This window comes from Streptomyces sp. NBC_01283, from assembly GCF_041435335.1.
Classification (GTDB): domain Bacteria; phylum Actinomycetota; class Actinomycetes; order Streptomycetales; family Streptomycetaceae; genus Streptomyces.
The window spans coordinates 8,208,774-8,231,813 of the sequence record NZ_CP108430.1 but is presented as its reverse complement, the minus strand read 5'-3'; the positions used below and the strand labels follow the sequence as shown (position 1 = coordinate 8,231,813).

General features: G+C 71.6%; 27 protein-coding genes. 16 read left to right on the top strand and 11 right to left on the bottom strand.

Annotated features, from left to right (window positions below):
- Window positions 1-149 precede the first annotated feature (149 nt).
- Window positions 150-680: a CGNR zinc finger domain-containing protein gene (locus tag OG302_RS37385; RefSeq protein ID WP_371530847.1), complete on the bottom strand. Its 531-nt coding sequence runs from the start codon at window positions 678-680 to the stop codon at window positions 150-152.
- Between the two features lie 26 nt (window positions 681-706).
- Between OG302_RS37385 and OG302_RS37380 the strand changes: the two genes are divergently transcribed.
- The 3 genes from OG302_RS37380 to OG302_RS37370 all read left to right on the top strand — a co-directional run bounded on the left by OG302_RS37380 (window position 707) and on the right by OG302_RS37370 (window position 2,853).
- Complete coding sequence (locus OG302_RS37380; protein WP_371530846.1) at window positions 707-1,225, top strand: GNAT family N-acetyltransferase; 519 nt, start codon at window positions 707-709, stop codon at window positions 1,223-1,225.
- Window positions 1,222-2,490 carry an MFS transporter gene (locus OG302_RS37375; RefSeq protein ID WP_371530845.1) on the top strand — a complete coding sequence of 423 codons (1,269 nt, stop codon included), beginning with the start codon at window positions 1,222-1,224 and terminating at the stop codon, window positions 2,488-2,490. The genes OG302_RS37380 and OG302_RS37375 overlap by 4 nt, the downstream gene beginning before the upstream one ends.
- 114 nt (window positions 2,491-2,604) lie before the next feature.
- A complete protein-coding gene (locus tag OG302_RS37370) occupies window positions 2,605-2,853 on the top strand; it encodes a hypothetical protein (RefSeq protein WP_371530844.1) in 249 nt (82 codons plus the stop codon).
- 16 nt (window positions 2,854-2,869) lie between these two features.
- On the opposite strand, the gene OG302_RS37365 is transcribed toward OG302_RS37370, so the two are convergent.
- Window positions 2,870-3,268, bottom strand: a complete 399-nt coding sequence (locus tag OG302_RS37365; protein WP_371530843.1) for a VOC family protein — start codon at window positions 3,266-3,268, stop codon at window positions 2,870-2,872.
- 151 nt (window positions 3,269-3,419) lie between these two features.
- Between OG302_RS37365 and OG302_RS37360 the strand changes: the two genes are divergently transcribed.
- The 6 genes from OG302_RS37360 (at window position 3,420) to OG302_RS37335 (ending at window position 8,999) form a co-directional block, all read left to right on the top strand.
- Window positions 3,420-4,160 carry a hypothetical protein gene (locus OG302_RS37360; RefSeq protein ID WP_371530842.1) on the top strand — a complete coding sequence of 247 codons (741 nt, stop codon included), beginning with the start codon at window positions 3,420-3,422 and terminating at the stop codon, window positions 4,158-4,160.
- A gap of 299 nt (window positions 4,161-4,459) precedes the next feature.
- Window positions 4,460-6,250, top strand: coding sequence for a sensor histidine kinase (locus tag OG302_RS37355; protein ID WP_371530841.1), 1,791 nt, complete (start codon window positions 4,460-4,462; stop codon window positions 6,248-6,250).
- 113 nt (window positions 6,251-6,363) lie between these two features.
- A complete protein-coding gene (locus OG302_RS37350; RefSeq protein WP_361840049.1) occupies window positions 6,364-6,783 on the top strand; it encodes a roadblock/LC7 domain-containing protein in 420 nt (139 codons plus the stop codon).
- Entirely contained in the window at window positions 6,780-7,142 is a 363-nt protein-coding gene (locus tag OG302_RS37345) for a DUF742 domain-containing protein (RefSeq protein ID WP_371530840.1), read from the top strand. Before OG302_RS37350 ends, OG302_RS37345 begins: the two co-directional genes overlap by 4 nt.
- Window positions 7,123-7,737: an ATP/GTP-binding protein gene (locus OG302_RS37340; protein ID WP_371530839.1), complete on the top strand. Its 615-nt coding sequence runs from the start codon at window positions 7,123-7,125 to the stop codon at window positions 7,735-7,737. The genes OG302_RS37345 and OG302_RS37340 overlap by 20 nt, the downstream gene beginning before the upstream one ends.
- Window positions 7,734-8,999, top strand: a complete 1,266-nt coding sequence (locus tag OG302_RS37335) for a cytochrome P450 (RefSeq protein ID WP_371530838.1) — start codon at window positions 7,734-7,736, stop codon at window positions 8,997-8,999. Before OG302_RS37340 ends, OG302_RS37335 begins: the two co-directional genes overlap by 4 nt.
- A gap of 57 nt (window positions 9,000-9,056) precedes the next feature.
- Here OG302_RS37335 and OG302_RS37330 read toward each other — a convergent pair whose 3' ends face one another.
- Together OG302_RS37330 and OG302_RS37325 are read right to left on the bottom strand one after the other, a co-directional pair.
- A complete protein-coding gene (locus tag OG302_RS37330) occupies window positions 9,057-10,283 on the bottom strand; it encodes a cytochrome P450 (RefSeq protein WP_371530837.1) in 1,227 nt (408 codons plus the stop codon).
- 178 nt (window positions 10,284-10,461) lie between these two features.
- Entirely contained in the window at window positions 10,462-11,199 is a 738-nt protein-coding gene (locus OG302_RS37325) for a chitinase (protein WP_371530836.1), read from the bottom strand.
- 588 nt (window positions 11,200-11,787) lie between these two features.
- Here OG302_RS37325 and OG302_RS37320 point away from each other — a divergent pair.
- Together OG302_RS37320 and OG302_RS37315 are read left to right on the top strand one after the other, a co-directional pair.
- Window positions 11,788-13,260, top strand: coding sequence for a UDP-N-acetylmuramoyl-L-alanyl-D-glutamate--2,6-diaminopimelate ligase (locus tag OG302_RS37320; protein WP_371530835.1), 1,473 nt, complete (start codon window positions 11,788-11,790; stop codon window positions 13,258-13,260).
- 160 nt (window positions 13,261-13,420) lie between these two features.
- A complete protein-coding gene (locus OG302_RS37315; protein ID WP_371530834.1) occupies window positions 13,421-14,986 on the top strand; it encodes a cytosine permease in 1,566 nt (521 codons plus the stop codon).
- 27 nt (window positions 14,987-15,013) lie between these two features.
- Here OG302_RS37315 and OG302_RS37310 read toward each other — a convergent pair whose 3' ends face one another.
- The 4 genes from OG302_RS37310 to OG302_RS37295 all read right to left on the bottom strand — a co-directional run bounded on the left by OG302_RS37310 (window position 15,014) and on the right by OG302_RS37295 (window position 17,223).
- Complete coding sequence (locus OG302_RS37310) at window positions 15,014-15,517, bottom strand: SRPBCC family protein (RefSeq protein ID WP_371530833.1); 504 nt, start codon at window positions 15,515-15,517, stop codon at window positions 15,014-15,016.
- A gap of 100 nt (window positions 15,518-15,617) precedes the next feature.
- The gene (locus tag OG302_RS37305; RefSeq protein ID WP_371530832.1) at window positions 15,618-15,965 is read right to left on the bottom strand and encodes an Asp23/Gls24 family envelope stress response protein; all 348 of its coding nucleotides are present in this window, start codon (window positions 15,963-15,965) and stop codon (window positions 15,618-15,620) included.
- Window positions 15,962-16,645, bottom strand: a complete 684-nt coding sequence (locus tag OG302_RS37300) for an Asp23/Gls24 family envelope stress response protein (RefSeq protein ID WP_371530831.1) — start codon at window positions 16,643-16,645, stop codon at window positions 15,962-15,964. The genes OG302_RS37305 and OG302_RS37300 overlap by 4 nt, the downstream gene beginning before the upstream one ends.
- Entirely contained in the window at window positions 16,636-17,223 is a 588-nt protein-coding gene (locus OG302_RS37295; RefSeq protein WP_371530830.1) for an RNA polymerase sigma factor, read from the bottom strand. The genes OG302_RS37300 and OG302_RS37295 overlap by 10 nt, the downstream gene beginning before the upstream one ends.
- 187 nt (window positions 17,224-17,410) lie before the next feature.
- On the opposite strand from OG302_RS37295, the gene OG302_RS37290 reads away from it, so the two are divergent.
- The 4 genes from OG302_RS37290 to OG302_RS37275 are packed head-to-tail and all read left to right on the top strand — an operon-like array spanning window position 17,411 to window position 19,733.
- Entirely contained in the window at window positions 17,411-17,932 is a 522-nt protein-coding gene (locus tag OG302_RS37290) for an Asp23/Gls24 family envelope stress response protein (protein ID WP_371530829.1), read from the top strand.
- A gap of 58 nt (window positions 17,933-17,990) precedes the next feature.
- Window positions 17,991-18,176 (top strand): hypothetical protein, encoded by a 186-nt coding sequence (locus OG302_RS37285; protein ID WP_371530828.1) that lies wholly within the window; start codon window positions 17,991-17,993, stop codon window positions 18,174-18,176.
- The gene (locus OG302_RS37280) at window positions 18,173-19,165 is read left to right on the top strand and encodes a DUF6286 domain-containing Asp23/Gls24 family envelope stress response protein (RefSeq protein WP_371530827.1); all 993 of its coding nucleotides are present in this window, start codon (window positions 18,173-18,175) and stop codon (window positions 19,163-19,165) included. The genes OG302_RS37285 and OG302_RS37280 overlap by 4 nt, the downstream gene beginning before the upstream one ends.
- A complete protein-coding gene (locus OG302_RS37275) occupies window positions 19,149-19,733 on the top strand; it encodes an alkaline shock response membrane anchor protein AmaP (RefSeq protein WP_371530826.1) in 585 nt (194 codons plus the stop codon). The genes OG302_RS37280 and OG302_RS37275 overlap by 17 nt, the downstream gene beginning before the upstream one ends.
- A 34-nt stretch (window positions 19,734-19,767) precedes the next feature.
- Here OG302_RS37275 and OG302_RS37270 read toward each other — a convergent pair whose 3' ends face one another.
- Entirely contained in the window at window positions 19,768-20,328 is a 561-nt protein-coding gene (locus tag OG302_RS37270; RefSeq protein WP_371530825.1) for a rhodanese-like domain-containing protein, read from the bottom strand.
- 82 nt (window positions 20,329-20,410) lie between these two features.
- Between OG302_RS37270 and OG302_RS37265 the strand changes: the two genes are divergently transcribed.
- Window positions 20,411-20,689 carry a metal-sensitive transcriptional regulator gene (locus tag OG302_RS37265; protein WP_371530824.1) on the top strand — a complete coding sequence of 93 codons (279 nt, stop codon included), beginning with the start codon at window positions 20,411-20,413 and terminating at the stop codon, window positions 20,687-20,689.
- Between the two features lie 58 nt (window positions 20,690-20,747).
- Here the strand turns inward: OG302_RS37265 and OG302_RS37260 are convergent, their stop codons facing one another.
- Together OG302_RS37260 and OG302_RS37255 are read right to left on the bottom strand one after the other, a co-directional pair.
- Window positions 20,748-21,386, bottom strand: a complete 639-nt coding sequence (locus OG302_RS37260) for a fasciclin domain-containing protein (protein WP_371750350.1) — start codon at window positions 21,384-21,386, stop codon at window positions 20,748-20,750.
- Between the two features lie 294 nt (window positions 21,387-21,680).
- Window positions 21,681-23,039: a deoxyribodipyrimidine photo-lyase gene (locus tag OG302_RS37255; protein ID WP_371530823.1), complete on the bottom strand. Its 1,359-nt coding sequence runs from the start codon at window positions 23,037-23,039 to the stop codon at window positions 21,681-21,683.
- Between the last annotated feature and the right edge of the window lies 1 nt (window position 23,040).

Sequence of the window (23,040 nt, the reverse complement as noted above, 5' to 3'; positions counted from 1 at the left end):
TGGACGCACCCGCGCGCACGGGTACGGAGCGCTCAGGACACGCGTCGACACGCAGCGAACGCGAGCGCGCGGACGCCGGTCGATCCCAGGAGTGAATATCAGAAGTCCGGCCGGAAAACAGGCCCCTGACCCCGTCTGCGGGGGTGGATTCAGCCGTCCCGGCCCGTGGAGCGCGCCCGGTGCCTGCGGACCGCGTCACGGTTGGCGCACCGCTGGGAGCAGTAGCGCTGCCGCCCGGTGCGCGAGGTATCGGCGAAGATCGTGGCGCACTCCGTCACGGCGCACCGCCGGAGCCGGTGCATGCCGCGCCCGGCCAGGTGCAGCGCCGTGCCGACGGAGATCAGCTGGAAGAGCAGGGCGCCGAGCGGCTGCCGGTCGTCGCGGTAGTGCAGATGCCAGCCCGAACCAGCGTGGTCGGTGAGCCGCGGATGGGCGGCGGATGCCGCGAGCATTCCGTTGAGCAGCTCGGCGCGCTCCTCCTCGTCCGTGGCGTCGACGACCTTCTCCCAGTCGTCCAACGCACCCTGGGTGCGGTCGAGGTCCTCCGGCGTGACGGGGCGTTCCAGGACGAGTCCGGCGGCACGGCAGCGGTCCGCGAGTTCAACGGCGGTCTCCGGGCGCCGGTTGGCGAGGTCGGCGGCCAGATTCACGACCTCCTCACCGTAAGGGTTGAGATGCATAAGACCATTACATCAGTCTGATCGGCATGTCACAACGCACCGGAGACCACATCACCGCCGTACGCCCGGCGACAGGAGCCGTACGTCCTGCGGCGCGGGACGACGTCGCGGAGCTCGTACGCCTGCGGGCGCTGCTCTTCGAGCACCTCGGCGGCGACTACTTCAACCCGGCATCGGGAGACACCGGCTGGCAGGACGCCCTGGCACTGGTCCTGAAGGGCCAGTTGGCCTCGGGAGCCATGCGGATCCTCGTCGTGGACGGCGACGACGGGAGCCTGGCCGCGTGCGCCATCGGCACGGTCGAACAGCGGCTGCCGGGCCCGCACCTGCGCAACGGCCGGGTCGGTCTGGTGATCGGCGTGGTCACCGACCCGGCGCACCGGCGGCGCGGGCACAGCCGCGCGCTCATGCGGGGCCTGCTCGACTGGTTCCGGGAGCGCGGGGTGGCCCGCGTGGACCTGTACGCCTCCCACGAAGGCGAACCCCTCTACCGCGACCTCGGCTTCGTGAACCACCCGGACCCCGCCCTGTACTGGCGCCCGTGACGGCCGTCGCCGGGGTGGCGCACAGCGCGTGGCGGTACCGGTGGGCCGTCCTCGGCATCGCCACCTTCACCCAGGCCGCGGCCGGGTTCTTCGTGCAGGGCATCGGGGCGCTGGGCATCCATCTGCAACGTGACCTGCACCTGAGCACGGCCCAGTTGGGTCTGCTGGTCTCGGCGGCGCAGCTGGTTCCGCTGGTCGGGCTGCTGGTGGCCGGGGAGCTGCTCGACCGGTGCGACGAGCGCTGGGTCGTCGGAGCGGGCGCCGCGGTGGTCGGCGCGGCGCTGCTCGCGGGAAGCGCCGCACCGGGATATGGGTCCCTGCTCCTCGTACTGCTGCTCGTCGGCGCGGGGTACAGCACCGTTCAGCCCGGCGGCAGCAAATCCGTCGCGTCGTGGTTCGACGCCTCCCAGCGGGGTCTGGCCATGGGCATCCGTCAGGCGGGGCTGCCGCTGGGCGCCGCGCTGGCCTCGGCGGCGCTGCCGTTCGTCGCCGGGGCCTTCGGCTGGCGGGCCACGCTGGTGACGGGCGGAGTCGTCGCGCTGCTGGGGGCCGGAGTCTTCATGGGCTTCTACCGCAGGCCGCCCGTCCCCGCCGCGCCCCGGGGCCACCGGCCTCGGGCCTCGCTCAGGGCGGAGCTCGGCGCACGTCTGCGGATGCTCCGCGAACCGGCCATGGTGCGGATCATGCTCTCCGGGTCGAGCCTGATCTCGGTGCAGTGCGGCGTGGGCATCCTGACGGTCCTTCACCTGCACGAGAGGGCGTCCGTCGGAGCCGGTCCCGCGGCGCTTGTCCTGGTGGCGGTGCAGGGCGCGGGCGTCGTCGGCCGTGTCGCCCTGGCGGCCTGGAGCGACCGCGGCGGTTCCGGGCGGTACGGATCGCTCGTCCTCTGCATGGCCGCCGTGCTCGCGGGGATGGCCGTCCTGATGACCCCGCCGGGCCGGTCGCCCGCGGTCGCCTGCTGCACGCTCGTCTGGCTCGGCTTCTTCGGCTTCGGCTGGTACGGCCCCTGGGTCGCCCACGTGAGCGAATCGGCTCCGCCGGACCGGACGGGCTTCGCCCTGGGCCTGGCCATGTCCGTCAACCAGATCGCCATCGTGGTGATGCCGCCGGTGCTCGGCCTGCTCAAGGACCTCACCGGCAGCTTCGTACCGGTCTGGGGGCTCCTGTCGGCGATGACCGCCGTCGCGCTGGCCGTCTCGGCCCGGGTGCGGCCGGGCAACCGGCCCCGCCCGTGTGGCCGACCCGGCCGCGGCGGTCCACCGTGAAGCCGTAGGAGGTGTACGAGGTGTTGCCGCGAGCACGACGGGTAGCTGCGCCTCCGCACCGGAAACCGCCGCGAGAGCGCGCGGTACGACGGAACGAGAACTGGAGGGATCACCGTGAGCGAGGAGCTGCCCGAGACCCGGGGCGAGGACGAGACGCCCGTACCGAGGGATCTGCCCGATCAGCAGGCGTCGGACGAGGAGGACCACTGGGAGTTGGACGACGATTCGGCCACCACGGGCAACGCCCCGGACGCCGACGACGACGTACCGGACACGGACGAGGCGGGCACCGGCAGGCGCGGCGCACCGCACTCCGGTGGCGTACGCCCGGACCAGCCGGTGCCGGACGAGCCAGCCGACTGAGCCGGAGTCCGCACGCTCAGCGGGCTGCCCTCGGCTCGGCGGACACGGCGAGGATGAACGAGTGGCCTGCCGGGTCGCTGTAGGTCCGGGTGTCCCGGGGCCCGGAGTTGTCCTTGGTGTCCACGGGCCGGGCGCCCAGGCCGATGGCCTCGCGCTCCGCCTCGTCCATGTCGCCGCGGTCCACCAGGATCCTGAGGTGCGCCTGCTGCGAGTCATCGGGGCGCGGCCAGCTCGGCGGCGCGTAGCCGTAGTCGCGGTGGATGGCCACGCAGATGCCCTCCCCGTCGGACACCTCGACGAAGTCGGGGTCGTTGCCCATGCGGGACGTGCCTCCGAGCAGTCCCGCGTAGAACTCCGCGAGCTCCTCCGGTTTCGCACAGTCCAGGACGAGGACGGCGGTCTTCTTCACACCCATGGGGTCCCTCTTCTGTCGCTTCCGTCGGCATAGGGACGGGCAGCCGCCTCAGCCGGCCGTCCCGCGACGGACCGAGTGCCCCGCCAGGACCGCCTCAATCGGCGTCCGCCCGAGGGCGCACGGGCGCCCCTTCGCAGGCGACACTGGGGTCATGCACCTCGTCCACCAGTACCCGCCCCCTTCCGTCTACGGCCGTCTACGCGTCGAGCGGAGCGACCTGACGCCCGCCCGCTGGCTGGAAGAACGCCCGCCCCACGACGACGGATTCGGCACGGTCGCCGGTGTCTGCGCGCCCGGCTTCGAGGCGTACGCGCGAATCCTCCACCCGGCCTGGCTCGGCGATGAACCGGTGCGGTGGGACCAAGTGGCCGCCGTCTACGGCCGGTCGGTGGCGGCGGAAACGCGCTGGCACGAGCTGATCGGCCTCGGCGACCGCCTTCTCTACCGCAACGACGACACCCCGGCCGTCCCCGGCGTCTGGGACGAGCACCCCGACGAGGGCCCGACCCCCGCAGGTGTCGCCCGCGCCCTGATCTCCGTGCTGTCCCGGCACACCCGCACCCCCGACCGCTGCTGGTACGGACTCTGGGAGGGGTACGGCCAGTACAACTGGGACGGGTATCCCGTGTTCCACACGCCGGGCCGCGACGAGATCCTGCTCTCCGGACCGCTGGACGACGCCGACTCACCCGCGTCACCCGAGCGGAGTCCCGATGAGGGGGTGCCCGAGCTTCCGGACCTGTGGTGGCCCGAGGACCGTGCCTGGTGCGTGGCCGGTGACGTCGATCTGGTGAGCACGTACGTCGGCGGTACGGCGGCCTGCGTCGCGGATCTCCTCGCGGCTCCGGGCCTGGAGGCGTACGAGATCGCCGAGACCTCGGCGGTCGACTGACCCACGGCGTCATCGTCGGCGTGGAGTCGAATGCGTCGAGTCGTCCGCGTGGAGACGACCGCATGGAGTCGAACTCCACTATCACGGCACCGTGTTCGAGGAGTCAGATCACGACGAAAGCCCCGCCGAGGAGACCTGTTCAGACTCCGTGTCCTACAGGCCTCGCGGGATGACTAGCATGGCGCCATATATGGCCCGGAAGATCGCCGTCCCCTTTGGCGTTCCCACCGGGCCCGCGACCGATGCGTGCATCGGTCGGCTCGTTGCTCACCTGCAATCAAGGACCGAGGGACCGCTGAATGCCCGTGCCTGCTCCTCCCAGCCCGCACCGAATAGCGAAGGCGCGTCGGCCCGCTTCGGCCCTGCCCGTGGTCGTGCTGGTGGTGACCGCCGCGGTCGGTGCCGTCGCGGGCGTCATGGCACCGGACAACGCCCGGGTCTGGACGGTGGCTTCGGTCCTGGCCGGCTGGCTGTGTCTGGCGATCGCGCTCGTGAGCAGTTCCCTGCTCGTCAAGCGGGTCCGCGGGGCCGCCGCCGCGGACCATGCCGAGGCCGGCTCCCTCAAGGCTCAGCTCGCGCGCCAGGGTGCCGAGTCCGCGCACCTGGTGAACGTCACGCTGCCGACCGTGGTGAAACGATTGCGCGACGGGGCGAGCGCCAGTGAGACCTTGGCGCAGACGGCTCCGCCGTCGGATCCGCAACTGCGTCAGGTCGTCCAGGTGTTCGCCACCGTGGTGGAGGAGACCGTGCGGCACGCGGCCGACATCGAGGCGCGCCGCGACCACGCCCAGGGGCAACTCGCCCAGGCCGCCGAGGAGTTGGACCACCTGACGGCGGTGACCCTGCCCACCGCGATCGAGCGGCTGCGCGAGGGCTCCTCCGCGGACACGGTCCTCGCCGGACTCGATTGGCCGCGCAACCCCCTGCTGCGGGTTCCCGCCGAGTCGTTCGTACGGGAGCTCGCCTACAGCGAGCGGCGTGCCGCGGCGGCGCAGGCGGCCTCCGCGAAGGCCCTGAGCCGCGTGCAGGCCAAGTCGGTGAGCATGCTCGCCGATCTGCGGGACATGCAGGAGCGGCACGGCGTCGAGGTCTTCGGCGATCTGCTGCGCCTCGACCACGGCACCTCCCAGCTGGGTCTCATGACCGACCGCCTCGCCCTGCTGATGGGCGGCCGTTCCAGCCGCGCATGGAACAAGCCGATCGTCATGGAGAGCATCCTGCGGGGTGCGGTGGGCCGGATCTCCGCGTATCAGCGGGTGCGGCTGCACTGCTCTTCGACCGTGGCGATCGCCGGGTTCGCCGCGGAGGGCGTCATGCACGTCCTCGCCGAACTCATGGACAACGCGGCGAACTTCTCCCCGCCCATCGACGAGGTGCACGTCTATGTGGAGGAGCGCAGCGCCGGGATCGTCGTGACGATCGAGGACAGCGGTCTGAAGATGGCCGACGCGGCGATGCGCCGTGCGGAGGAGTCGGTCTCCGGGCACGTCACGGACCTGGCCTCGCTGCAGGGCACGCGCCTCGGTCTCGCGGTGGTCGGGCGCCTCGCCGCCAAGTACGGCATGAGCGTCAACTTCCGTCCTTCCTCACGCGGCGGCACGGGCGTCGTGGTGCTGCTGCCCCCGCAGCTCCTGGCCCAGCAGCGGGACCCCGCTCCCCAGCAGCTCGCCCCCCGCAGTGTCGAACCGGCGCCCGCGCCCGCTCCGGCGGTGCCCGCACCGGCGCCGGCACCCACGGAGATCCCCGCCGCTCGGGAGCACCCTGTCGCCCCCGTGCTGCCCCCGGCCGCCGCACAGGAGCAGCCCCGCCCCGAGCACGCCCGCCCCGCGGCGTCCACGACGAACGGCCTGCCCGTGCGCGCCCCCGGCCGCACCATGGCCGAGGCGGAGCGTGAGCGCGAGCAGCGCAGGGCGGCGTCCGACGCCGCGGCCGGGTCCGGTGCGCTCTCCGGTGACGCGGGGCTGCCGCCGCGTGACGCCGGTTCGCGTTTCGGAGCCTTCCACCGGGGGCGGCGGGGTGCGGGCGAGGTGCCCGGCTCCCCCGCGGCACCCGAGTCCCCCGCCGATTCCGGGCCGCCGCCCGCCGAGTAGACGAAGCCACCCGCACGGCGCCCGGGCTCTGGCGCCCCCTTCCCCGCTCGAAATCGTGAGATTGGAGGGACGGGCAGGTGACCGGACGACCCGCGCATCTCGCCCCGCCTACCATGCAGACCACTGACAACAGCCTGACCTGGCTCCTGCAGAGCCTCCTGAAGCGCACCCCCGGTACACGGCACGCCCTGGTGCTCTCCCGGGACGGCCTGAAGCTGTGCTGGAGCGAGCATCTGACGCTCGACCAGGCTGACCAGCTGGCGGCGATCTGCTCCGGCATCCAGGCGCTCGCCCAGGGCGCTTCCATGGAGTTCGGCGACGGTACCGGTGGCGTCCGGCACTCCATGACCGAGTTCCACGGCGGGCTGCTCTTCATCGTCGAGGCCGGACTCGGGGCGCACCTCGCGGTCGTGGCCGAGGAGAACGCCGATCCCGGGGTGGTGGGCCATCAGATGACGGAACTGGTCGAGCAGATCGGGGAGCACCTGCGCGCCGAACCGCGCGCCCAGACCGAAGGCAGCGGCTCCTCGTGACGCCGCGCAGGCCCGTGGACATCGGTGATCCGGACCGGCTGTACACGGTCACCGGTGGCCGCAGCCGCGCCGACGACGATTCGTTCGACCTGGTGACTCTGGTGGTGAGCGAGTGCGAGCCCACTGCCGGGATGCAGTCGGAGCACGTACGGATCCTCGAACTGTGCCGGCATCCGACGGCCGTGGTGGAGATCGCCGCGGAGATGAAGCTGCCGATCACGGTGGTGCGGATCCTGCTCGGTGACCTGCTCGCGATGGGCCGGATCACCGCCCGCCATCCCCGCGCGGCCGGCTCGGCCGCCGCGATCCCCGATTCCGCCCTTCTCAAGGAGGTGCTCCATGGGCTCCGCAACATCTGAGCTGCCCTCCCGTACGCCCCTGTCCGACACGGCCGAGACCGGCCTGAAGATCGTCGTCGTGGGCGGCTTCGGCGTCGGCAAGACCACGCTCGTCCGGTCGGTCAGCGAGATCCGTCCGCTGAACACCGAAGAGGTGATGACGCAGGCCGGCATAGGCGTCGACGAGACGTCCGACGTGGCCGCCAAGACCACGACGACGGTAGCGTTCGACTTCGGCCGGATCAGCCTCAACGAACGCGTGGTGCTGTATCTGTTCGGCGCTCCCGGGCAGGAGCGCTTCTGGTTCCTGTGGGACCGGCTCTTCTCCGGCACGCTCGGCGCGGTCGTCCTGGTCGACACGCGGCGCATGGACGATTCCTGGTACGCCATCGACCGTCTGGAGCACCACAAGACGCCGTTCGTGGTGGCCGTCAACCGGTTCGACGACGACACCGCCACGCACTCCCTGGAGGAGATCCGCCAGGCCCTCGCCCTGCCCGGCCATGTGCCGCTGATCGACTGCGACGCACGGGTGAGGTCGTCGGGCAAGGACGTCCTGATCACCCTCGTGGACCACCTCTACGCACTGGCCATGGCCCAGGAGATGACACCGTGACCGAGCCCTCCCCCTTCGAGCAGAGCCCGCCGCCCGGGTGCCCGGCCCACGCGGGTACGGGCGCGGTGCGCCTGGGCGGTCTGGAGTACCAGCAGTCGCCTTCGCAGCTCTACCGCAGCCTGCGCCGGGAGCACGGCGCGGTCGCTCCGGTGCTCCTCGACGGTGACGTGCCCGCGTGGCTGGTGCTCGGCTACTCCGAGGTCAGCTATGTGACCGGCCACGACGAGCTGTTCGCCCGTGACTCGCGCCGCTGGAACCAGTGGGAGAACATTCCCGCCGACTGGCCGCTGATGCCGTTCGTCGGCTACCAGCCGTCGGTCCTGTTCACCGAGGGCGCGGAGCACCAGCGGCGGGCCGGTGTGATCACCGAAGCGCTTGAGGGGGTCGACCAGTTCGAGCTCGCCCGGGACAGCGGCCGGATCGCGGACCGGCTGATCGCCGAGTTCGCCGGCAGCGGCCAGGCCGAGCTGATGGACTCGTACGCCCATGCGCTGCCCATGCGCGCCGCGGTGCAGATGTGCGGCATGCCGGACGCGAGCACGGACACGCAGCAGCTCGTGGACGACCTGCGGATCTCGCTCGACGCGCACGAGGGCGACGACCCCGTGGCGGCGTACACGCGCGTCGGTGAGCGCATCCAGCTCCTGGTCAAGGAGAAGCGGGAGAAGCCCGGCGCGGACGTCACCTCGCGGATGCTGCGGCACCCGGCGGGTCTCACCGACGAGGAGATCGTCCAGGACCTGATCTCCATCATCGCGGCGGCGCAGCAGCCGACGGCCAACTGGATCTGCAACACGCTGCGGTTGATGCTGACCGACGAGCGGTTCGCCCTGAACGTGTCCGGCGGGCGGCTGAGCGTGGGCGAGGCGCTCAACGAGGTGCTGTGGCTCGACACCCCGACCCAGAACTTCATCGGCCGCTGGGCGGTGCGCGACACCCAGCTCGGCGGTCGGCAGATCCGGGCGGGCGACTGCCTGGTGCTCGGCCTCGCGGCGGCCAACACCGACCCGCAGATCTGGCCCGAGTCGCACGTCGGCCCGGAGAACTCCGCGCATCTCTCCTTCAGCCACGGCGAGCACCGCTGCCCCTACCCGGCTCCGCTGCTCGCCGATGTCATCGCGAGGACGGCGGTCGAGACGCTCCTGGAGCGGCTGCCCGACCTCGTCCTCGCGGTGGAGCCGCACGAGCTGACCTGGCGCCCGTCCATCTGGATGCGCGGTCTGGCCTCGCTGCCGGTGCAGTTCACGCCCGTGGCGCACTGAAACGCTGCCGGGGCGCCGCTTTCGGGCGGCGCCCCGGTGGGTCCAGGCGGTGGGGTGTCAGGCGGTGGCAGGGGTGAAGACCACCGGCAGCGACTGCGGTCCGCGGGTGAACACGCCTTGCTCGACGGGGTCGAAGCCCTCGGCGAGCCGTACGTCCGGCATCGCGTCGAGGAGTTGGCTGACGCCGATCTCCACCTCGGCCTTGGCAAGCAGCGCGCCCACGCAGAAGTGCCTGCCGAGGGCGAAGGAGAGGTGGTCGGCGGCGGCGGAGAACGCCGTCGTCGTGGTCAGGTCGTCCCGGAAGATGTCGAAGCGGTCCGGCTCGCGGTAGCGCTCCTCGTCACGGTTGGCCGAGCCGATGAGGCAGGTGACGGTGGCCCCGGCGGGGATGGTGCCGCCGCTGACCTCCACGTCGGTCGCCGACTGCCGCATGATCATGTGCACGGGCGGCGTGTACCGCAGTGTCTCGGCGAAGGCGCGGGCGATCAGGGTGCGGTCCTGCCGGACGGCCTCGAGCTGCTCGGGGTGCATCAGGAGGTTGGCGAAGATGCTGGCGATGGCCTTGTCGGTGGTCTCGCCGCCCGCCGCGAGCAGCAGGCTGCAGAAGGCCTTGATGTCCTCGTCACTCATGCGGACGCCGTCCACCTCGGCGGCGCACAGCGTGGAGAGCAGGTCGTCCCCGAGGTTGTCGCGGCGCTCCCGGATGATCGGGATCATGTACTCGGCGAACTCCACCCGGGTGCGCTCACCGGCCGCCGCGACCTCGGCGTCGCCCGCGAGGTTGCCGAGGAAGGCGATGACGGTGGTGTACCAGCCGTGGAAGCGCGCGTGGTCGGACTTGTCCAGGCCGAGCATGTCGGCGATCACGTTGACCGGGAAGCGGGTGGCGTAGCCCTCCACCAGGTCCACGCTGCCGGTGTGCCGGAAGGTGTCGATGAGTTCGCGGGAGTTGCGTTCTATGACGGGCAGGAACTTCTCCTGCAGGTCGCTGCCGCGGAACGCGGGTGCGACGAGCGCGCGCCGCACGGAGTGTTCCCTGCCGCTGAGCTGGAGGATCGTCTTGCCGTGGACGGGCTCGATCTGCCAGTCGTAGTTGTCGGTGGTGAACTGCGAGCCCTTGTCCTTGAATACGCGCTCGACATCCGTGTACCGGGAGATGATCCAGCTCCGCGTCGCCTCGTGCCAGAACAGCGGCGCGCTCTCCCGCATCACTCGATAGGCCGGGTACGGGTTCTCGGCGAACTCGGGCGAGAGGATGTCGGGGACCTGCTGCGCGGTGGACATGTGGCTCCTAGGTCGGAAACAGGCAACCGCACCAGGCTATTGATCACTTACGGAGCCAACCAGCCCCTCCCGGCCGACGGTTGAGCGTTGCACTAATGTTGGCCGAAAATCACCCCTTGCCCCGCCGGGTCGAAACCGGCGGGGCGAGGGACACGGATGCCCGGCTGCCGGGGGACGGTCAGCAGCTGAGCTTGTCGCCCGTGGCGACGTCGAGGATCCCGGTGAACCGGGTGTAGTTGTTGATCCGGCTCTGCACCTGCTCGGGGTTCTTCCCGTCGCACTCCAGGCTCCCGTTGATGCTGCGGATCGTCTCGCCGAATCCCGCGCTGTTGACCATGGCGTTGTGCGGCGTCATGGTCCCCGGGCCGTTCTGCGTGTTCCAGTACCAGAGGCCGGTCTTCCAGGCCACGGCCGGATCGTTCTGCACGAGGTCGGGGTTGTTCAGGAGGTCGATGTTCAGGGCGTCGCCCGCGGCCTTGTAGTTGAAGTTCCAGCTGAGCTGGATCGGGCCGCGGCCGTAGTACTTGTCGTTGCCCGCCGGACATCCGTAGGGCTGGGACGTGTCGCAGTAGTGCGGGTAGTTCGCGGTGTTCTGCTCGACGACGTGGACCAGGCCGCCCGTCTCGTGGCTGACGTTCGCCAGGAAGGCCGCGGCCTCCTGCTTGCGCACGGTGTCGCTGCCGGTCCCGGTGAACTCGGGGTAGGCGCTGAGCGCCTCCGTGAGGCCGCTGTAGGTGTAGAAGGAGTTCCGGTTCGGGAACATCTCGTTGAACTGGGCCTCGCTGACGATGAATTCGGCCGCCGCCCGCTCCCCCGTGTCCGCCTTATCGGCAGAGGCGTTGGGGGCGAGGGTCAGGAGGGTGAGCGTGGCGGCGGACGCGGTCGCGGTCAGCGCGGCAAGGACACGAAGACGCATGGGGGATCACTCCTCGACGGGTCGGCGCATGCGCGAGCACGGCCACCCGTCACGTGGTGGGGGGGGGAAGAAGTGGGGACCGTCTCTTGAGCGCACGGGGGGTGGGAGGCGCGAAGAGACGCGACAGGACCCACCAGTGATCACACCGGCGCACCGGGAGCTGCAGCCACCCGGAATGGCTCCTACCGTTGGACTAGACCATACCGAGTGACACGTCCACGTCAATACCTCATCGACCCGCCGCAGTGGGGCGGGAGTTGGGGCCGGGGACCGCCGGGCGCGTTCCGGCACGTCAGCGGCGAGCCGGCGCCGACGTACACTGAAGCGGTGTCGGGCAGGTCCCTGCTCCGCCCGGCCATCTGTGCTCAGCCCTCCACGACCCGGATCCGGTTCTCGGCGACCGGTCGCCGTGCGGCGCACAGGTAGCGTTCCTCGGCCGTCTTGGCCCTTCGGCCCGTACGCAGATATCCCCCTGTGGGGCCCGCTCGCCTTACGCGTATCACCGCGGATTCCGGCTCGCCGTCGCCCTGCCCCCCCCTGGGGCCGGGCGTGCGCGGTGTGCCGTGGACCGCCTTCGAGGGGACTGTTGTGAAGCTCAGCGCACTGCTCGACGGGCACGACCACGAGATTCTGCACGGCGACCCGAGAGCCCCCGTCACCGCGGGCATAACCTTCGATACCCGAAATGTGACACTCGGATCGCTGTACGTCGCCGTTCCCGGCCATGAGGAGGGCGGCCCCGGGGGCATCGGCCTGGCCCTGGAACGAGGGGCGGTGGCGGTCCTCACCGAAGGCGGCGCACCGCCCGGCACGGAACCCGCCGGGCAGGTGTGCGTGGTGCGGGTGACGGACGCCAGGGCGGCCGCCTCGCTCATCGCCTCCCGGTACTACGGCGAGGCCGGCCGTGCGATGGACGTCGTCGCGATCACGGGGACGAACGGCAAGACCTCCGTCTCGTACATGGTCGAGTCGGCACTCAGACTGGCCACGGGCGCGAAGGTCGGGGTGATCGGCACCTCGGGAAGCCGGATCGGCACGGAGCGGATCCCGATGCCGCGGTCGGTCCTGAGCACCCCCGAGTCACCCGACCTGCACTACCTCCTGGGCCACATGCGCGACCGGGGCACGAGCAGTGTGGTCCTGGAAGCCACGTCCATGGGCCTGCTGCAGCGCCGCCTCGACCACGTGCCCGTGGGCATCGGTGTCTTCACCAATCTCACCCAGGACCACCTGGACGACCACGGGACGATGGAGCACTACAAGAACGCCAAGCTGCGGCTCTTCGCGGGGCTGTGCGACCGGGCCGTGGTCAACGCCGACGACCCCGTCGGCGCCGAGATCATGGCCCTGATGCCGGGCGCGGTCACGACGTACGGCCTGGACGCACCGGCCGACTACCGGGCGAGCGACCTGGTGGTGGACGCGGCCGGCACCCGCTTCACGCTTCACCACGACGGCCGCAAGTACCCCGCCGCGATCCCCATACCGGGCCGCTTCTCCGTGTCCAACGCGCTGGCCACCCTCGCCACCTGCCATCTGCTGGGGCACGAACTGCCCTCCCTCGTCGAGGCCTTGGACCGGATGCCGCCCACGCCCGGCCGGCTCGAACAGTTCACCACCGCGCAGGGCGTCTGCGTGATCGTCGACTACGCGCACTCGCCGGACTCGCTGGAGAAGGTCCTCGCCACGATCCGCGGCTTCGCGACCGGATCGGTGATCACCGTCTTCGGCTGCGGCGGCGACCGTGACATCACCAAGCGGGCCCTGATGGGCGAGATCGCGGGACGCCACTCCGACCGGTGCGTCCTCACGTCGGACAATCCCCGTGACGAGGACCCCGAGGCCATCCTGGACCAGATCGTTCCCGGTCTGACGTCCACCGGGACCCCCTTCGAGCGGGTGGCCGACCGCCGCGACGCGATCTCGCGTGCGCTGTCCGCCGCGCGGCGGGGTGACATCGTTCTCGTCGCGGGCAAGGGAAGCGAGCCGCACCAGATCGTCGGCGAACAGCTCATCCCCTTCGACGACATGACAGTGGTCCGCGAACTCGACGCGCTCTGAGGACGAGGACGAGCCGCGGGTGGCTGTGCGATTCATCCATCGCCCCGGCGTGCGCAGTGCGAATCGGGCACTGGTGCGGTGGGGCGCACGGCGTTTACGGTCCCTGCATTTCCGCCACAGCAACACGTACCCCGTGGTGCTGTCACCCAGGGAGCCGCCTGTGCCCAAGGAGCCATCTCCGTCCGTCATCGAGGTCGAGACGCACGGAGTCGAACGCATCCCGGACGCGGACCGCACGGCGGGGCCGCTCGATCTGTTCCGGCTGTCGTTCGGCGGCGCCAACACCTTCGCCACCTGTGTGCTCGGAGCGTTCCCGATCCTGTTCGGACTCTCCTTCCTCCAGGGGCTCGCGGCGATGCTCGCCGGGCTGCTCGTCGGTTCGCTGCTGCTCGCCCCGATGGCGGTGTTCGGGCCGCGCAACGGCACGAACAACGCCGTATCGTCGTCGGCGCATCTGGGCGTGCACGGCAGGATCGTCGGTTCCTTCCTCTCGCTGCTCACCGCCGTCGCGTTCTTCTCCCTGTCGGTGTGGAGCTCGGGCGACGCGCTCATCGGCGGGGCGCACCGGCTGCTCGGTGTGCCGGAGAGCGATGTCGCCTATGGCTGCGCGTACGCGGTCTTCGCCGCTCTGGTGCTCGCCGTGTGCGTCTACGGCTTCCGCTTCATGCTGCTCGTCAACAAGATCGCGGTGGTGGCGGCGACCCTGCTGTTCGTCCTCGGCCTCGCCGCCTTCGCGGGGGACTTCGATCCCTCGTACGCCGGTGTCTTCACGGCGGACGCCGACCGGGCGACGCAGGACCTCTTCTGGCCGTCCTTCATCGGCGCCGCGCTGATCGTGCTGTCCAACCCGGTCTCCTTCGGCGCCTTCCTGGGTGACTGGGCGCGCTACATTCCGGCCTCCACGCCGCGCCGCAAGGTGATGGGAGCGGCCTTCCTCTCGCAGCTTGCCACGGTGCTGCCGTTCGGCTTCGGCCTGGCGACGGCGTCGATCATCGCCGAGCGGGCGCCCCGGTACATGGACCCGGACGCCCCCAACTTCGTCGGCGGGCTGCTGGCGATCGCGCCCGGCTGGTACTTCCTGCCGGTCTGCCTGATCGCGCTGATCGGCGGCATGTCGACCGGGACCACCGCGCTGTACGGCACCGGCCTGGACTTCTCCTCGGTGTTCCCCCGGCTCAGCCGCGTGCGGGCCACCGTCCTGATCGGCGTCCTGTCCATCACGTTCATCTTCGTGGGCCGCTTCGGCTTCAACCTGGTCCAGGCGATCTCCACCTTCGCCACGATGATCATCACCTGCACCGTGCCGTGGATGATCGTCATGATGCTTGGCTACGTCACCCGGCGCGGCTGGTACGACCCCGAGGCGCTGCAGGTCTTCACGCGCCGGCAGCACGGCGGCCGCTACTGGTTCGCCCGCGGCTGGAACTGGCGCGGCATGGCGGCCTGGTGGACCGGTGCGGTGACCGGCGTGCTGTTCACCAACATTCCCGGACAGTTCGTCGGGCCGCTCGGCGACCTCGCGAACGGCGCCGACATCAGCCTCCCGCTGGGAGCGGCCGTCGCCGCCGTCGTCTACTTCGGCCTGCTCGCGGCGTTCCCGGAGCCGCGCGGGGTGTACGGGCCCGAGGGGCCGCGCTGGGTGCGCGCGGCGGACACCCCGATCGCCCCGATCACCGGGCCGCCGGGCGGCGCCCGGGAAGACGCCTCCGCGACGGCGGCGAGGTAGGCATAGGCGCAGGCGCAGGCGTCCCGGTCAGCGTGCCGTTTCGAGCTCCCGCTTGAGGTTCTTCAGCGTCCGGTCGATGTTGCCGACCTGGAAGACCGCGAAGGTGCGCCCGCCCGTGGCGAGCCGGTCGAAGGCGTTGGCCACGAAGGTGGGCCAGGAACGCCGGTCGTCCGTCCAGGTCTCGGTCACCTTGGTCGCACCGCCGCTGTCCTCGAACCGGTACTCCCAGCTGGCGATGGGCGCGCGCAGCCGGGGGCGCTTCACCCCGATCGCGTGCACGCGGAAGGCGAAGCGCTGCCCCGGCTCGGCCTTGGTCACCGTGCAGCGGGTGGTCCAGCGGAACGGGCCGCGCTTGTTGTGGCCCTCGAAGACCAGGCCGACACTTGCGGGAACGTCACCTCCCGGCACGGTCGCCCCGAGGTTCTCGGGGCTCCAGCGCCCCATCAGAGCGGGCTGGCTGACCTGCTCGTACACCGACTGCGGGGGCGCCTGGACCAGGATGCTTCGTGACACTGTGAACGTGCGGGTCATGACAACTCCGTTCCTCGACCCGCGACCTTACTCATCAGTAGCTCGAAAGTCAGCCCCCGCACCACGCCCTTCGGCGGAGTGCGGGGGCTGATGCGAGGGCTCAGACGAGTCCGGTGACCGTGACCGCGATCCCGGGCGCGGCCGGCTCCCCGGTCACCAGCTCGACGGCCTTCGCCGCGGCCGAGCGCACCTCTCGCGTCACGTCCAGGGTCCGCCGTCCCCGGTGGACGACGACGTACACGTCCACGCTCCAGTCCCTGCTGCCCTTCTCGCGCCGCACCCGTACACCGGCGGAGCCCGTGGGGGTACCGGGGAGCCCCCGTCGCAGCACGGCCGACGACCGCAGGAGGTCCACCAGGCCCGGCCGCAGGAAGGCGACCCCGGGCGTGGCCAGAACCGCCTCTATGACGGCATCCGCCAGCACGCGCGAAACGTCTCGATCGCTCACCGCTGCCGCCCTTCCGTGCTCTCGTCCGCTTGATCGTCGCCATCGCCGTCGTCGATGAGGTCGCTGATCGTCACGTCGACGACCGCGACCGGCATGCCCAGCTCGTCGTCCACCGCCTCGATGACCCGGTGACGCACCCGGTCCGCGACCTCCGGCAGGTTCCACGTGAACGGGACCTGCACCTCGACGCGGATCCTGACCGGCCCGCGCGGGAGCCGCCCCGAGGGTGCGGGAGACTCGGGCTCCTCCAGCGGGCCGATGCGGCAGCTGCCCGCACGCACGCCCGGCAGCGATTCGGCCGCGGCCCGGACCGTTCTGGCCGCGGCGGCCTCCACGATCCACGCGTCCTCGTCCTCGTCGCCCAGGGGCAGCGTCCGGCCCGGCCGCAGCTCCAGACGCACCACGTCCATGACACGGGCGGCGAGCGCGGAGGTGTCCTGCTCCCGCTCCGGCGGCGCCGTGTCGCGCGCCTCCGTGACCACGCCCTCCAGGAGCCGCAGGGCGTCCAGGGCCTGCGCGCAGTGCGGGCAGCCGTCGGCGTGGGGATCGGGCGCGCCCGCCTCCCGCTGTTCCCACACATACGACAACTCGCGCCCGCAGGGCAGCAGTTCGTCCTCAGGCAGCACTCCGAAGCCCGCCTCCCGCTCGTCGTCCGGTACGGACTCTCCGTTCAACGCCATGCGGCCATCGCCTCCGTCAGATAGCGCCGCGCCCGGAAGACACGGCCGCGGACCGCCTCCGGACTGATGCCGACCGTCTCGGCGATGGACTCGTACGGCGCGCCGTCCAGCTCGCGCAGCACCCAGCACACCCGCTGCTCCGGCGAGAGCCCCTCCATCGCCCGCGCCAGGTCCGCCACGGCGGCATGCCCCTCGGCCACCCGCGCGGGCGACACCTCGTGCTCCGGCGCGGCCGGCTCGGGCAGCCCGTCCAGGGCCACGACCGGCCGCCGCGCACGCAGCAGGTTCAGGCAGCGATTGGTGACGATGCGATAGATCCACGTGCCGAACTGTGCGTCCCTGCGGAACTCCGGCAGCTTGCGCCAGGCGCTGACGAAGGAATCCTGCACGGCGTCCTCCGCCTCCGGGCGGCTCCCGAGCAGACGCGTGGCAAGACGCAGCGCCATGGGCGCGTGGCGGTGCACGAGGGTTTCGAAGGCCTCCTCGTCACCCTCCGCCGCCCGCACCGCGAGCAGTCCGTCGTCACGTCTCGACGACGCGTCCGCTTCATCGGCTGTTCCGCCCCGGTCGCCCGGCACACGCGGCTCCTCTCACTTCGGTGATGCTCCTACGACACACGAAGGGACCGCCGCGTTACGCGGCCAGGGAACGCTACACGCCGGGCGGGAAAATTCCCGCGAGGCGCGTAACGGACCCGGGGTACCCGGGTCCGAGCAAGAGAAGGGACAGCCACCGAGAAACCCCCGACGACGAGGAGATGCCACCATGACGACACCTGACCTCACTTCGAACGCTGCCGCGACCGGCAGCACCGAGAAGCACCTCACCGGCGAGGCCCGCAGGAGCACCCCGGGAGCCATCACCGTCAGCGGAGCCACCGGCGCGGCCCAGCCGGCGGCGACGCGGGGCAAGACGTCCATCGCGGATGTCGTGGTGGTGAAGATCTCCGGCATGGCGGCCCGCGAGATCCCCGGCGTGTTCGACATGGGCGGCGGCCTGTCCCGCACCATCGGCGCCGTGCGCGACCGCGTTCCCGGCGGGCGCCCGAACGTCGGCCGCGGGGTGAAGGTCGAGGTCGGCGAGCGGCAGACGGCCATCGACCTCGACATCGTCGTCGAGTACGGCGTGCCCATCACGGACGTCGCCCACGACGTGCGCGAGAACGTCATCTCGGCGGTGGAGCGCATCACCGGCCTCGAGGTGGTCGAGGTGAACGTCGCCGTCAACGACGTCCACCTGCCCGACGACGACACCGCGGACTCCGGCGGCGAGACGCGCGTCGAGTAACACTCCCGCCCCACGCGGGCTCAGCCGTGACGTCCCCTTCTGTGGTGTGAGGTGAGTGGTGAGCACAGCTCTGGTCGGCCTGATGACGGGCATGGCCCTGGGATTCGCCGGGTGGTTCGGCGGATTCGGCGCGTTCCTGCTGGTCGCCGCGCTCGGCGCGGTCGGCTTCGTCCTGGGACGCCTCGCCGACGAGGGCACGGACCTCCGCGCCTTCCTCGGCGGGCGTGACCGGGAGCGGCGATGACCACGCCCGCGGCCGAGCGCGGCAGGACGACCGTCGCGGACCGCGCGGTGCGCCGCATCGCGGAGCGCGCCGCGACGGAGGCACTGGCGCCCGGCGCGGTGGAGGTCGGCGGCGGATCGGCGGCCGTGCGCGGCCGCCGGGCCCGGGTCGGTGTCACCGTGACCCTGCCCTACCCCGCCAAGCTCGACGAGGCGGGCGAGAGCGTGCGCTCGCACGTCGCCGAGCGCACCGCCCGGCTCACCGGCCTCACGGTGCCCTCGGCGCGGATCCGCGTCCGGGGCCTGTCACGCCACGGTCTGTCCGGTGGGCAGCGGCTCGCACCACCGGTGGCCGCCACCGAGGCGGCCGGGCCGCGCGCTCACCGGCCGTGGGCCCAACGCCGCCTGCCCGTCGCGGTGTTGACCCTGCTCGGCGCCGCGGTCTGCGGGCTACTGCTGTACGACGTGGTGTCCGTGCACGCCGCCGGGCACGCTCCCGCGCGGTGGCGGGCCGAGGTGATGGAGTGGCTGTCCACGCACGGCCCGGACAGCGGGACGGCCATGGGCGTCCTCGCGGCGGCCGGAGTGTTCCTGCTCGGTGTGTGGCTGCTGGTCCTCGCCGTCACGCCGGGCCGTCGCGATGTTCTCCCGATGAGGCCGCCGCTGCCGGGTGTGCGCGCGGTCCTGGACCGCCGGGCGGCGGCGGCCCTCCTGCGGGATGCCGTGACCGACGTGCCGGGCATCGGCGAGGTCCGGGTCAGGGTCGGCCGCCGTACGGCACGGGTGCGGGCCGGGCTCGAGTTCGGCGGTCTGGAGGGTGCGCGGCGGGCTGCGGAAGAGGCTGCCGAGGCGGCGACCGCCGGGCTCGGTCTCGCCGGGCCGCTGCGGCTGCGCGTACGGCTGAACACGGAACCCGGCTGGCGCGCCCCGACGGACTCCGGCTCCCGGCCGGATACCGGGAGCAAGCCTGCCGCGATGGAGAGGAGCACCCCTGATGAGCCGACTCCGTAGCGGCACGAACCGCTCAACTCTGTTCTGCGCGGCGGCAGTTCTCCTGTTCGCGGGAGCCGTACTGGCTTCCGCGGCCACGCCCGTCCGCGAACGGCTGCCGTCGACCGTGCCCCGTGTCGACGCCGACCGGGTGTGGCTGGACGAGGAGCTGCTCGGCCGGTGGCGTGATCACGGCTGGTGGCCGCCCGTCGTGATCGCCGCGCTGGCCCTCGGCGCCGTCCTGTTCCTGTGCTGGGCCGCCGCCCAGTTCCGCGGCGGCCGGCTGCGCGAGCTCCCGCTCGGGCAGCCCGGCGTCACTCTCTCCGCCAGGGCGCTGGCCTCCGCGATGGCCGAGCGCGCCCGGGGTGTCGACGGCGTGGCCCGCGCCCACGTACGACTGCTCGGACACCCCCGGCGGCTGCGCGCCCGCATCACGCTGGTCCTGGACCCCGACGGCTCCCCGGAAGCGGTGCTGCGCGAGCTCGCCCGGGACACCGTCGCCGAGGCGCGGGCGGCGGCAGCGCCCCGCGTCCTGGAGGCGGACGTGCACCTCACCACCCGGCGGCACCGGGCGCGCCGCATCCACTGAGCGGCGCCCCCCCACCCCGGCGGCCGGCCCGCGGCTACAGGGCTTCCAGCGTGGTGCGCAGGTCGGCGGCGCGAGGGCGGTTGTGAGGCAGCCTGCCGAGGACGGCGGCCATGCCGCAGGTGTCGGTGACGGCGGAGTAGACGAGGCCCGCCCCGACGCCCGCGGCCAGCCAGCGCGCGGCCCGGAAGCGGGTACCGGCCGCGAGGCCGATGACCACCAGGGACCCGGCGGCGAGCCGCACCTGGCGCTCCATCGGCCAGGCCGTCGGTGCGCCCTCCGAGGGGTGCAGGGGGTGGCCCTGTTCGGCCCAGGCGGTGGTGCCGCCGGCGAGGGTGGCGGCGGGGATGTCGGCGGCGGCCAGCTCGTCGCACGCGGAGGCCGAGCGATTTCCGGAGGCGCAGACCATCAGGAGTGCACCGCGGGCGGCGGCGGCCTTGAGCTCCGGCAACGCCATGTGCAGATGGTCGACGGGGATGTTGAGGGCCCCGGGAAGGTGACCGGAGGCGTACTCGCCGGGGGTGCGTACGTCGACGACGGTGTAGCGGTCGAGACGGGCGGCAGCCTCGGCGGGCGCCAGATCGGTGGGGGGAGTCATGTGGAGGTGTCCTTTCGTTGATCCAAGGCTCTCACTCCAGCAGGCTACAATACCCCCAAGGGTATTTACGGAGGTGGGTGGCGTGCAGCTGGAGATGGCGGCAGACGAGCTGAAGTCCGTGCTGAACCGGCTGCGTCGGGCACAGGGCCAGATCGCCGGGATCATCAAGATGATCGAGGACGGCAGGGACTGCGAGGACGTGATCACGCAGCTGGCCGCGGTCTCCCGCGCACTGGACCGGGCCGGGTTCGCGATCATCGCGACGGGACTCCAGCACTGCATGGCCGAGGGCGAGCGGTCCACCGGCGACCGCGATCAGATGCGGGCCCGCCTGGAGAAGCTGTTCCTTTCCCTGGCCTGACCGCCGAATGCCTGTGCCGCACCCGGACGGATGCGGCACAGGCATTCGGCGGTGTCCGTCAGCTCTTCGGCATCAGGACCGTGTCGACGATGTAGACCGTGGCGTTGGCCGTCGGGACGTTGCCGCAGACGACGTTCGACGTGTCGTTGACCTTGTACTCGGTGCCGGAGCCCGCGGTGGTGAGCTTGCTCTTCTCCAGCGTCTCGAAGGAGCCGTTCTCCAGCTGCTGCGGCTTCAGCTTCTGACCCACCACGTGGTACGTGAGGATCTTGGTCAGCTGCGCCTTGTCGTTGAGCACCTTGTCCAGGTCGGCCTGGGGAATCTTGGCGAAGGCGTCATTGGTCGGCGCGAACACCGTGAGGTTCTTCGCGTTGTTCAGGGTGTCGACAAGACCGGCCTTCTTGACCGCGGTGACCAGGGTGGACAGGTCCGGGTTGTTCGACGCGGCGGTGGCGACCGGGTCCTTCGCCATCCCGTCGAAGGAGCCCGCGCCGCTCTTCGGGACGGACGAACAAGCGGGTCCGAACGGCTCGTTCGCCTTCATGGCGTCGTCCGACGTGCTCGCCTTCGCGCTGGGCGTGGAGTCCGCGGCCTTGGTGTCCTTGTCGCCGCTGTCCGAGCACGCCGTCAGCGCGATCGGCAGCACGGCCGCGGCGGCGACGGCGACCGCGGCACGGCGGATTCGGGTGGAGTACATGGACATGGGGTTCTCCTTGCGTCGTTGCATGACATGCGTTGGGGGTGGCTGGGAGCGGACGGCATCAGGGCACGGGAGCCACCACCCGGTACCGCCCAGTGGCGCCGTCGGAAGCGGTCCCCGCGCCGTCGGCACCGGGCTCCGGGCTGGGCGGCCGTGCGCTCCGCCCCCTCGTCTTCCGTTCTTCGCTCACACAGGGAATTCGTCACCCGGCGTGCCGCGGATTGGTCACAGGTGCACATTCACCCGGTCGGGCACTCAAGCCCCTCCGGTTGCCGGGCGCCCCTCGGCCCGTCAGGCGCCGCGGGCCTGCTCGAAGCGGGCGCGGGCCTCGGCCAGTTCGACGACCGGTTCGGGGTAGTCGACGTCCGCCCGGTCGTCGTCCGGGAGTTTCCACGGCTCGTGGACGTACCGGTCCGGTACATCGGCGAGTTCGGGCAGCCAGCGGCGTACGTAACGGCCGTACCGGTCGAAGCGCTTGCCCTGGACGACGGGGTTGAGGACCCGGTTGGGCCGGGTGTCGGTGCCGGTGCCCGCCGCCCACTGCCAGTTCATCTGGTTGTTGGCGACGTCGCCGTCCACCAGGAGACTCAGGAAGTGCCGGGCACCCACGCGCCAGTCGACGTACAGGGTCTTGGTGAGGAAGCTCGCCACCACCAGGCGCCCCCGGTTGTGCATCCAGCCCTCATGGCGCAGTTGTCGCATCGCCGCGTCCACGAAGGGGTAGCCGGTGCGCCCCTCGGTCCAGGCGGTGATCTCCTTCTCGTTCGTGCGCCACCGGTCACCGTGCGAGCGGTAGTCGTGGGCCGCCGCGTCCGGGCGGGCCGCGAGGACCTGGTGGTGGAAGTCCCGCCAGGCCAGTTGCCGGACGAATGCCTGCGCCCCCGGGGAGCCCTCGCGGTTCGCCCCGTGGATGACTTCGGCCGCCGACAGGGTGCCGAAGTGGAGGTGGGGCGAGAGGCGGGACGTGGCATCGCCCGCGACGTCGTCCTGGCCGTCCTCGTACCCCTCGACGCCACCGTTCAGCCAGGCCCGCAGCCGCCGCCGTCCGACGCTCTCGCCGCCGGCGTCGAGTCCCGGTGAGACGCCGGTGATCTCCGCACGCTTGAGCACCGGCTCCGACTTCACGTCCGCGACCCGCACCTTGCGGGGAGCGGTCAGGAGATCCCGTACGCCTTCCGCCGCCCAGCGCCGGTAGTACGGGGTGAACACCGCGTAGTGGTCCTTGCCCGCGGGGAGCACCTCCCCCGGAGCGACCGCCGTGACCACCGCGTCGTGCACGGCCAGTTCGCAGTCGGTGTCGTCCAGCGCGGCCCGCAGCCGCTCCTCGCGCCGCGCCGCGAACCGGCTCACCCCGGCCGCGACATGCAACCGCTCGGCCCCGGTCTCCTTCACCACCCGGCGGACCTCGTCGACGACATCACCGCTGCGGACCACGAGGTGGCCGCCGCGCTTGCGCAGCCCCGAGTCGAGATCCTCCAGGCAGTCGGCGAGAAAGGCACGCCGGTTCGGGACGGCGAAGCCCGTGGCCCGCAGCCCGTCGTCGTACACGAACAGCGGGACGATCCGGTCGGCTTCGTTCAGCGCGGCCCGCAGCGCGGGGTTGTCGTGCAGGCGCAGATCGGACGTGAACAGGACGATCGATACGGTCACT

Coding starts and splice junctions, on each gene's coding strand:
- OG302_RS37290 (WP_371530829.1), top strand. CDS start 17,411: ATGACGACACCTGACCTCACTTCGAACGCTGCCGCGACCGGCAGCACC.
- OG302_RS37330 (WP_371530837.1), bottom strand. CDS start 10,283: ATGTCCACCGCGCAGCAGGTCCCCGACATCCTCTCGCCCGAGTTCGCC.
- OG302_RS37260 (WP_371750350.1), bottom strand. CDS start 21,386: ATGTACTCCACCCGAATCCGCCGTGCCGCGGTCGCCGTCGCCGCCGCG.
- OG302_RS37340 (WP_371530839.1), top strand. CDS start 7,123: ATGGGCTCCGCAACATCTGAGCTGCCCTCCCGTACGCCCCTGTCCGAC.
- OG302_RS37385 (WP_371530847.1), bottom strand. CDS start 680: ATGCATCTCAACCCTTACGGTGAGGAGGTCGTGAATCTGGCCGCCGAC.
- OG302_RS37275 (WP_371530826.1), top strand. CDS start 19,149: ATGAGCCGACTCCGTAGCGGCACGAACCGCTCAACTCTGTTCTGCGCG.
- OG302_RS37355 (WP_371530841.1), top strand. CDS start 4,460: ATGCCCGTGCCTGCTCCTCCCAGCCCGCACCGAATAGCGAAGGCGCGT.
- OG302_RS37280 (WP_371530827.1), top strand. CDS start 18,173: ATGACCACGCCCGCGGCCGAGCGCGGCAGGACGACCGTCGCGGACCGC.
- OG302_RS37365 (WP_371530843.1), bottom strand. CDS start 3,268: ATGGGTGTGAAGAAGACCGCCGTCCTCGTCCTGGACTGTGCGAAACCG.
- OG302_RS37380 (WP_371530846.1), top strand. CDS start 707: ATGTCACAACGCACCGGAGACCACATCACCGCCGTACGCCCGGCGACA.
- OG302_RS37360 (WP_371530842.1), top strand. CDS start 3,420: ATGCACCTCGTCCACCAGTACCCGCCCCCTTCCGTCTACGGCCGTCTA.
- OG302_RS37350 (WP_361840049.1), top strand. CDS start 6,364: ATGCAGACCACTGACAACAGCCTGACCTGGCTCCTGCAGAGCCTCCTG.
- OG302_RS37270 (WP_371530825.1), bottom strand. CDS start 20,328: ATGACTCCCCCCACCGATCTGGCGCCCGCCGAGGCTGCCGCCCGTCTC.
- OG302_RS37310 (WP_371530833.1), bottom strand. CDS start 15,517: ATGACCCGCACGTTCACAGTGTCACGAAGCATCCTGGTCCAGGCGCCC.
- OG302_RS37300 (WP_371530831.1), bottom strand. CDS start 16,645: ATGGCGTTGAACGGAGAGTCCGTACCGGACGACGAGCGGGAGGCGGGC.
- OG302_RS37325 (WP_371530836.1), bottom strand. CDS start 11,199: ATGCGTCTTCGTGTCCTTGCCGCGCTGACCGCGACCGCGTCCGCCGCC.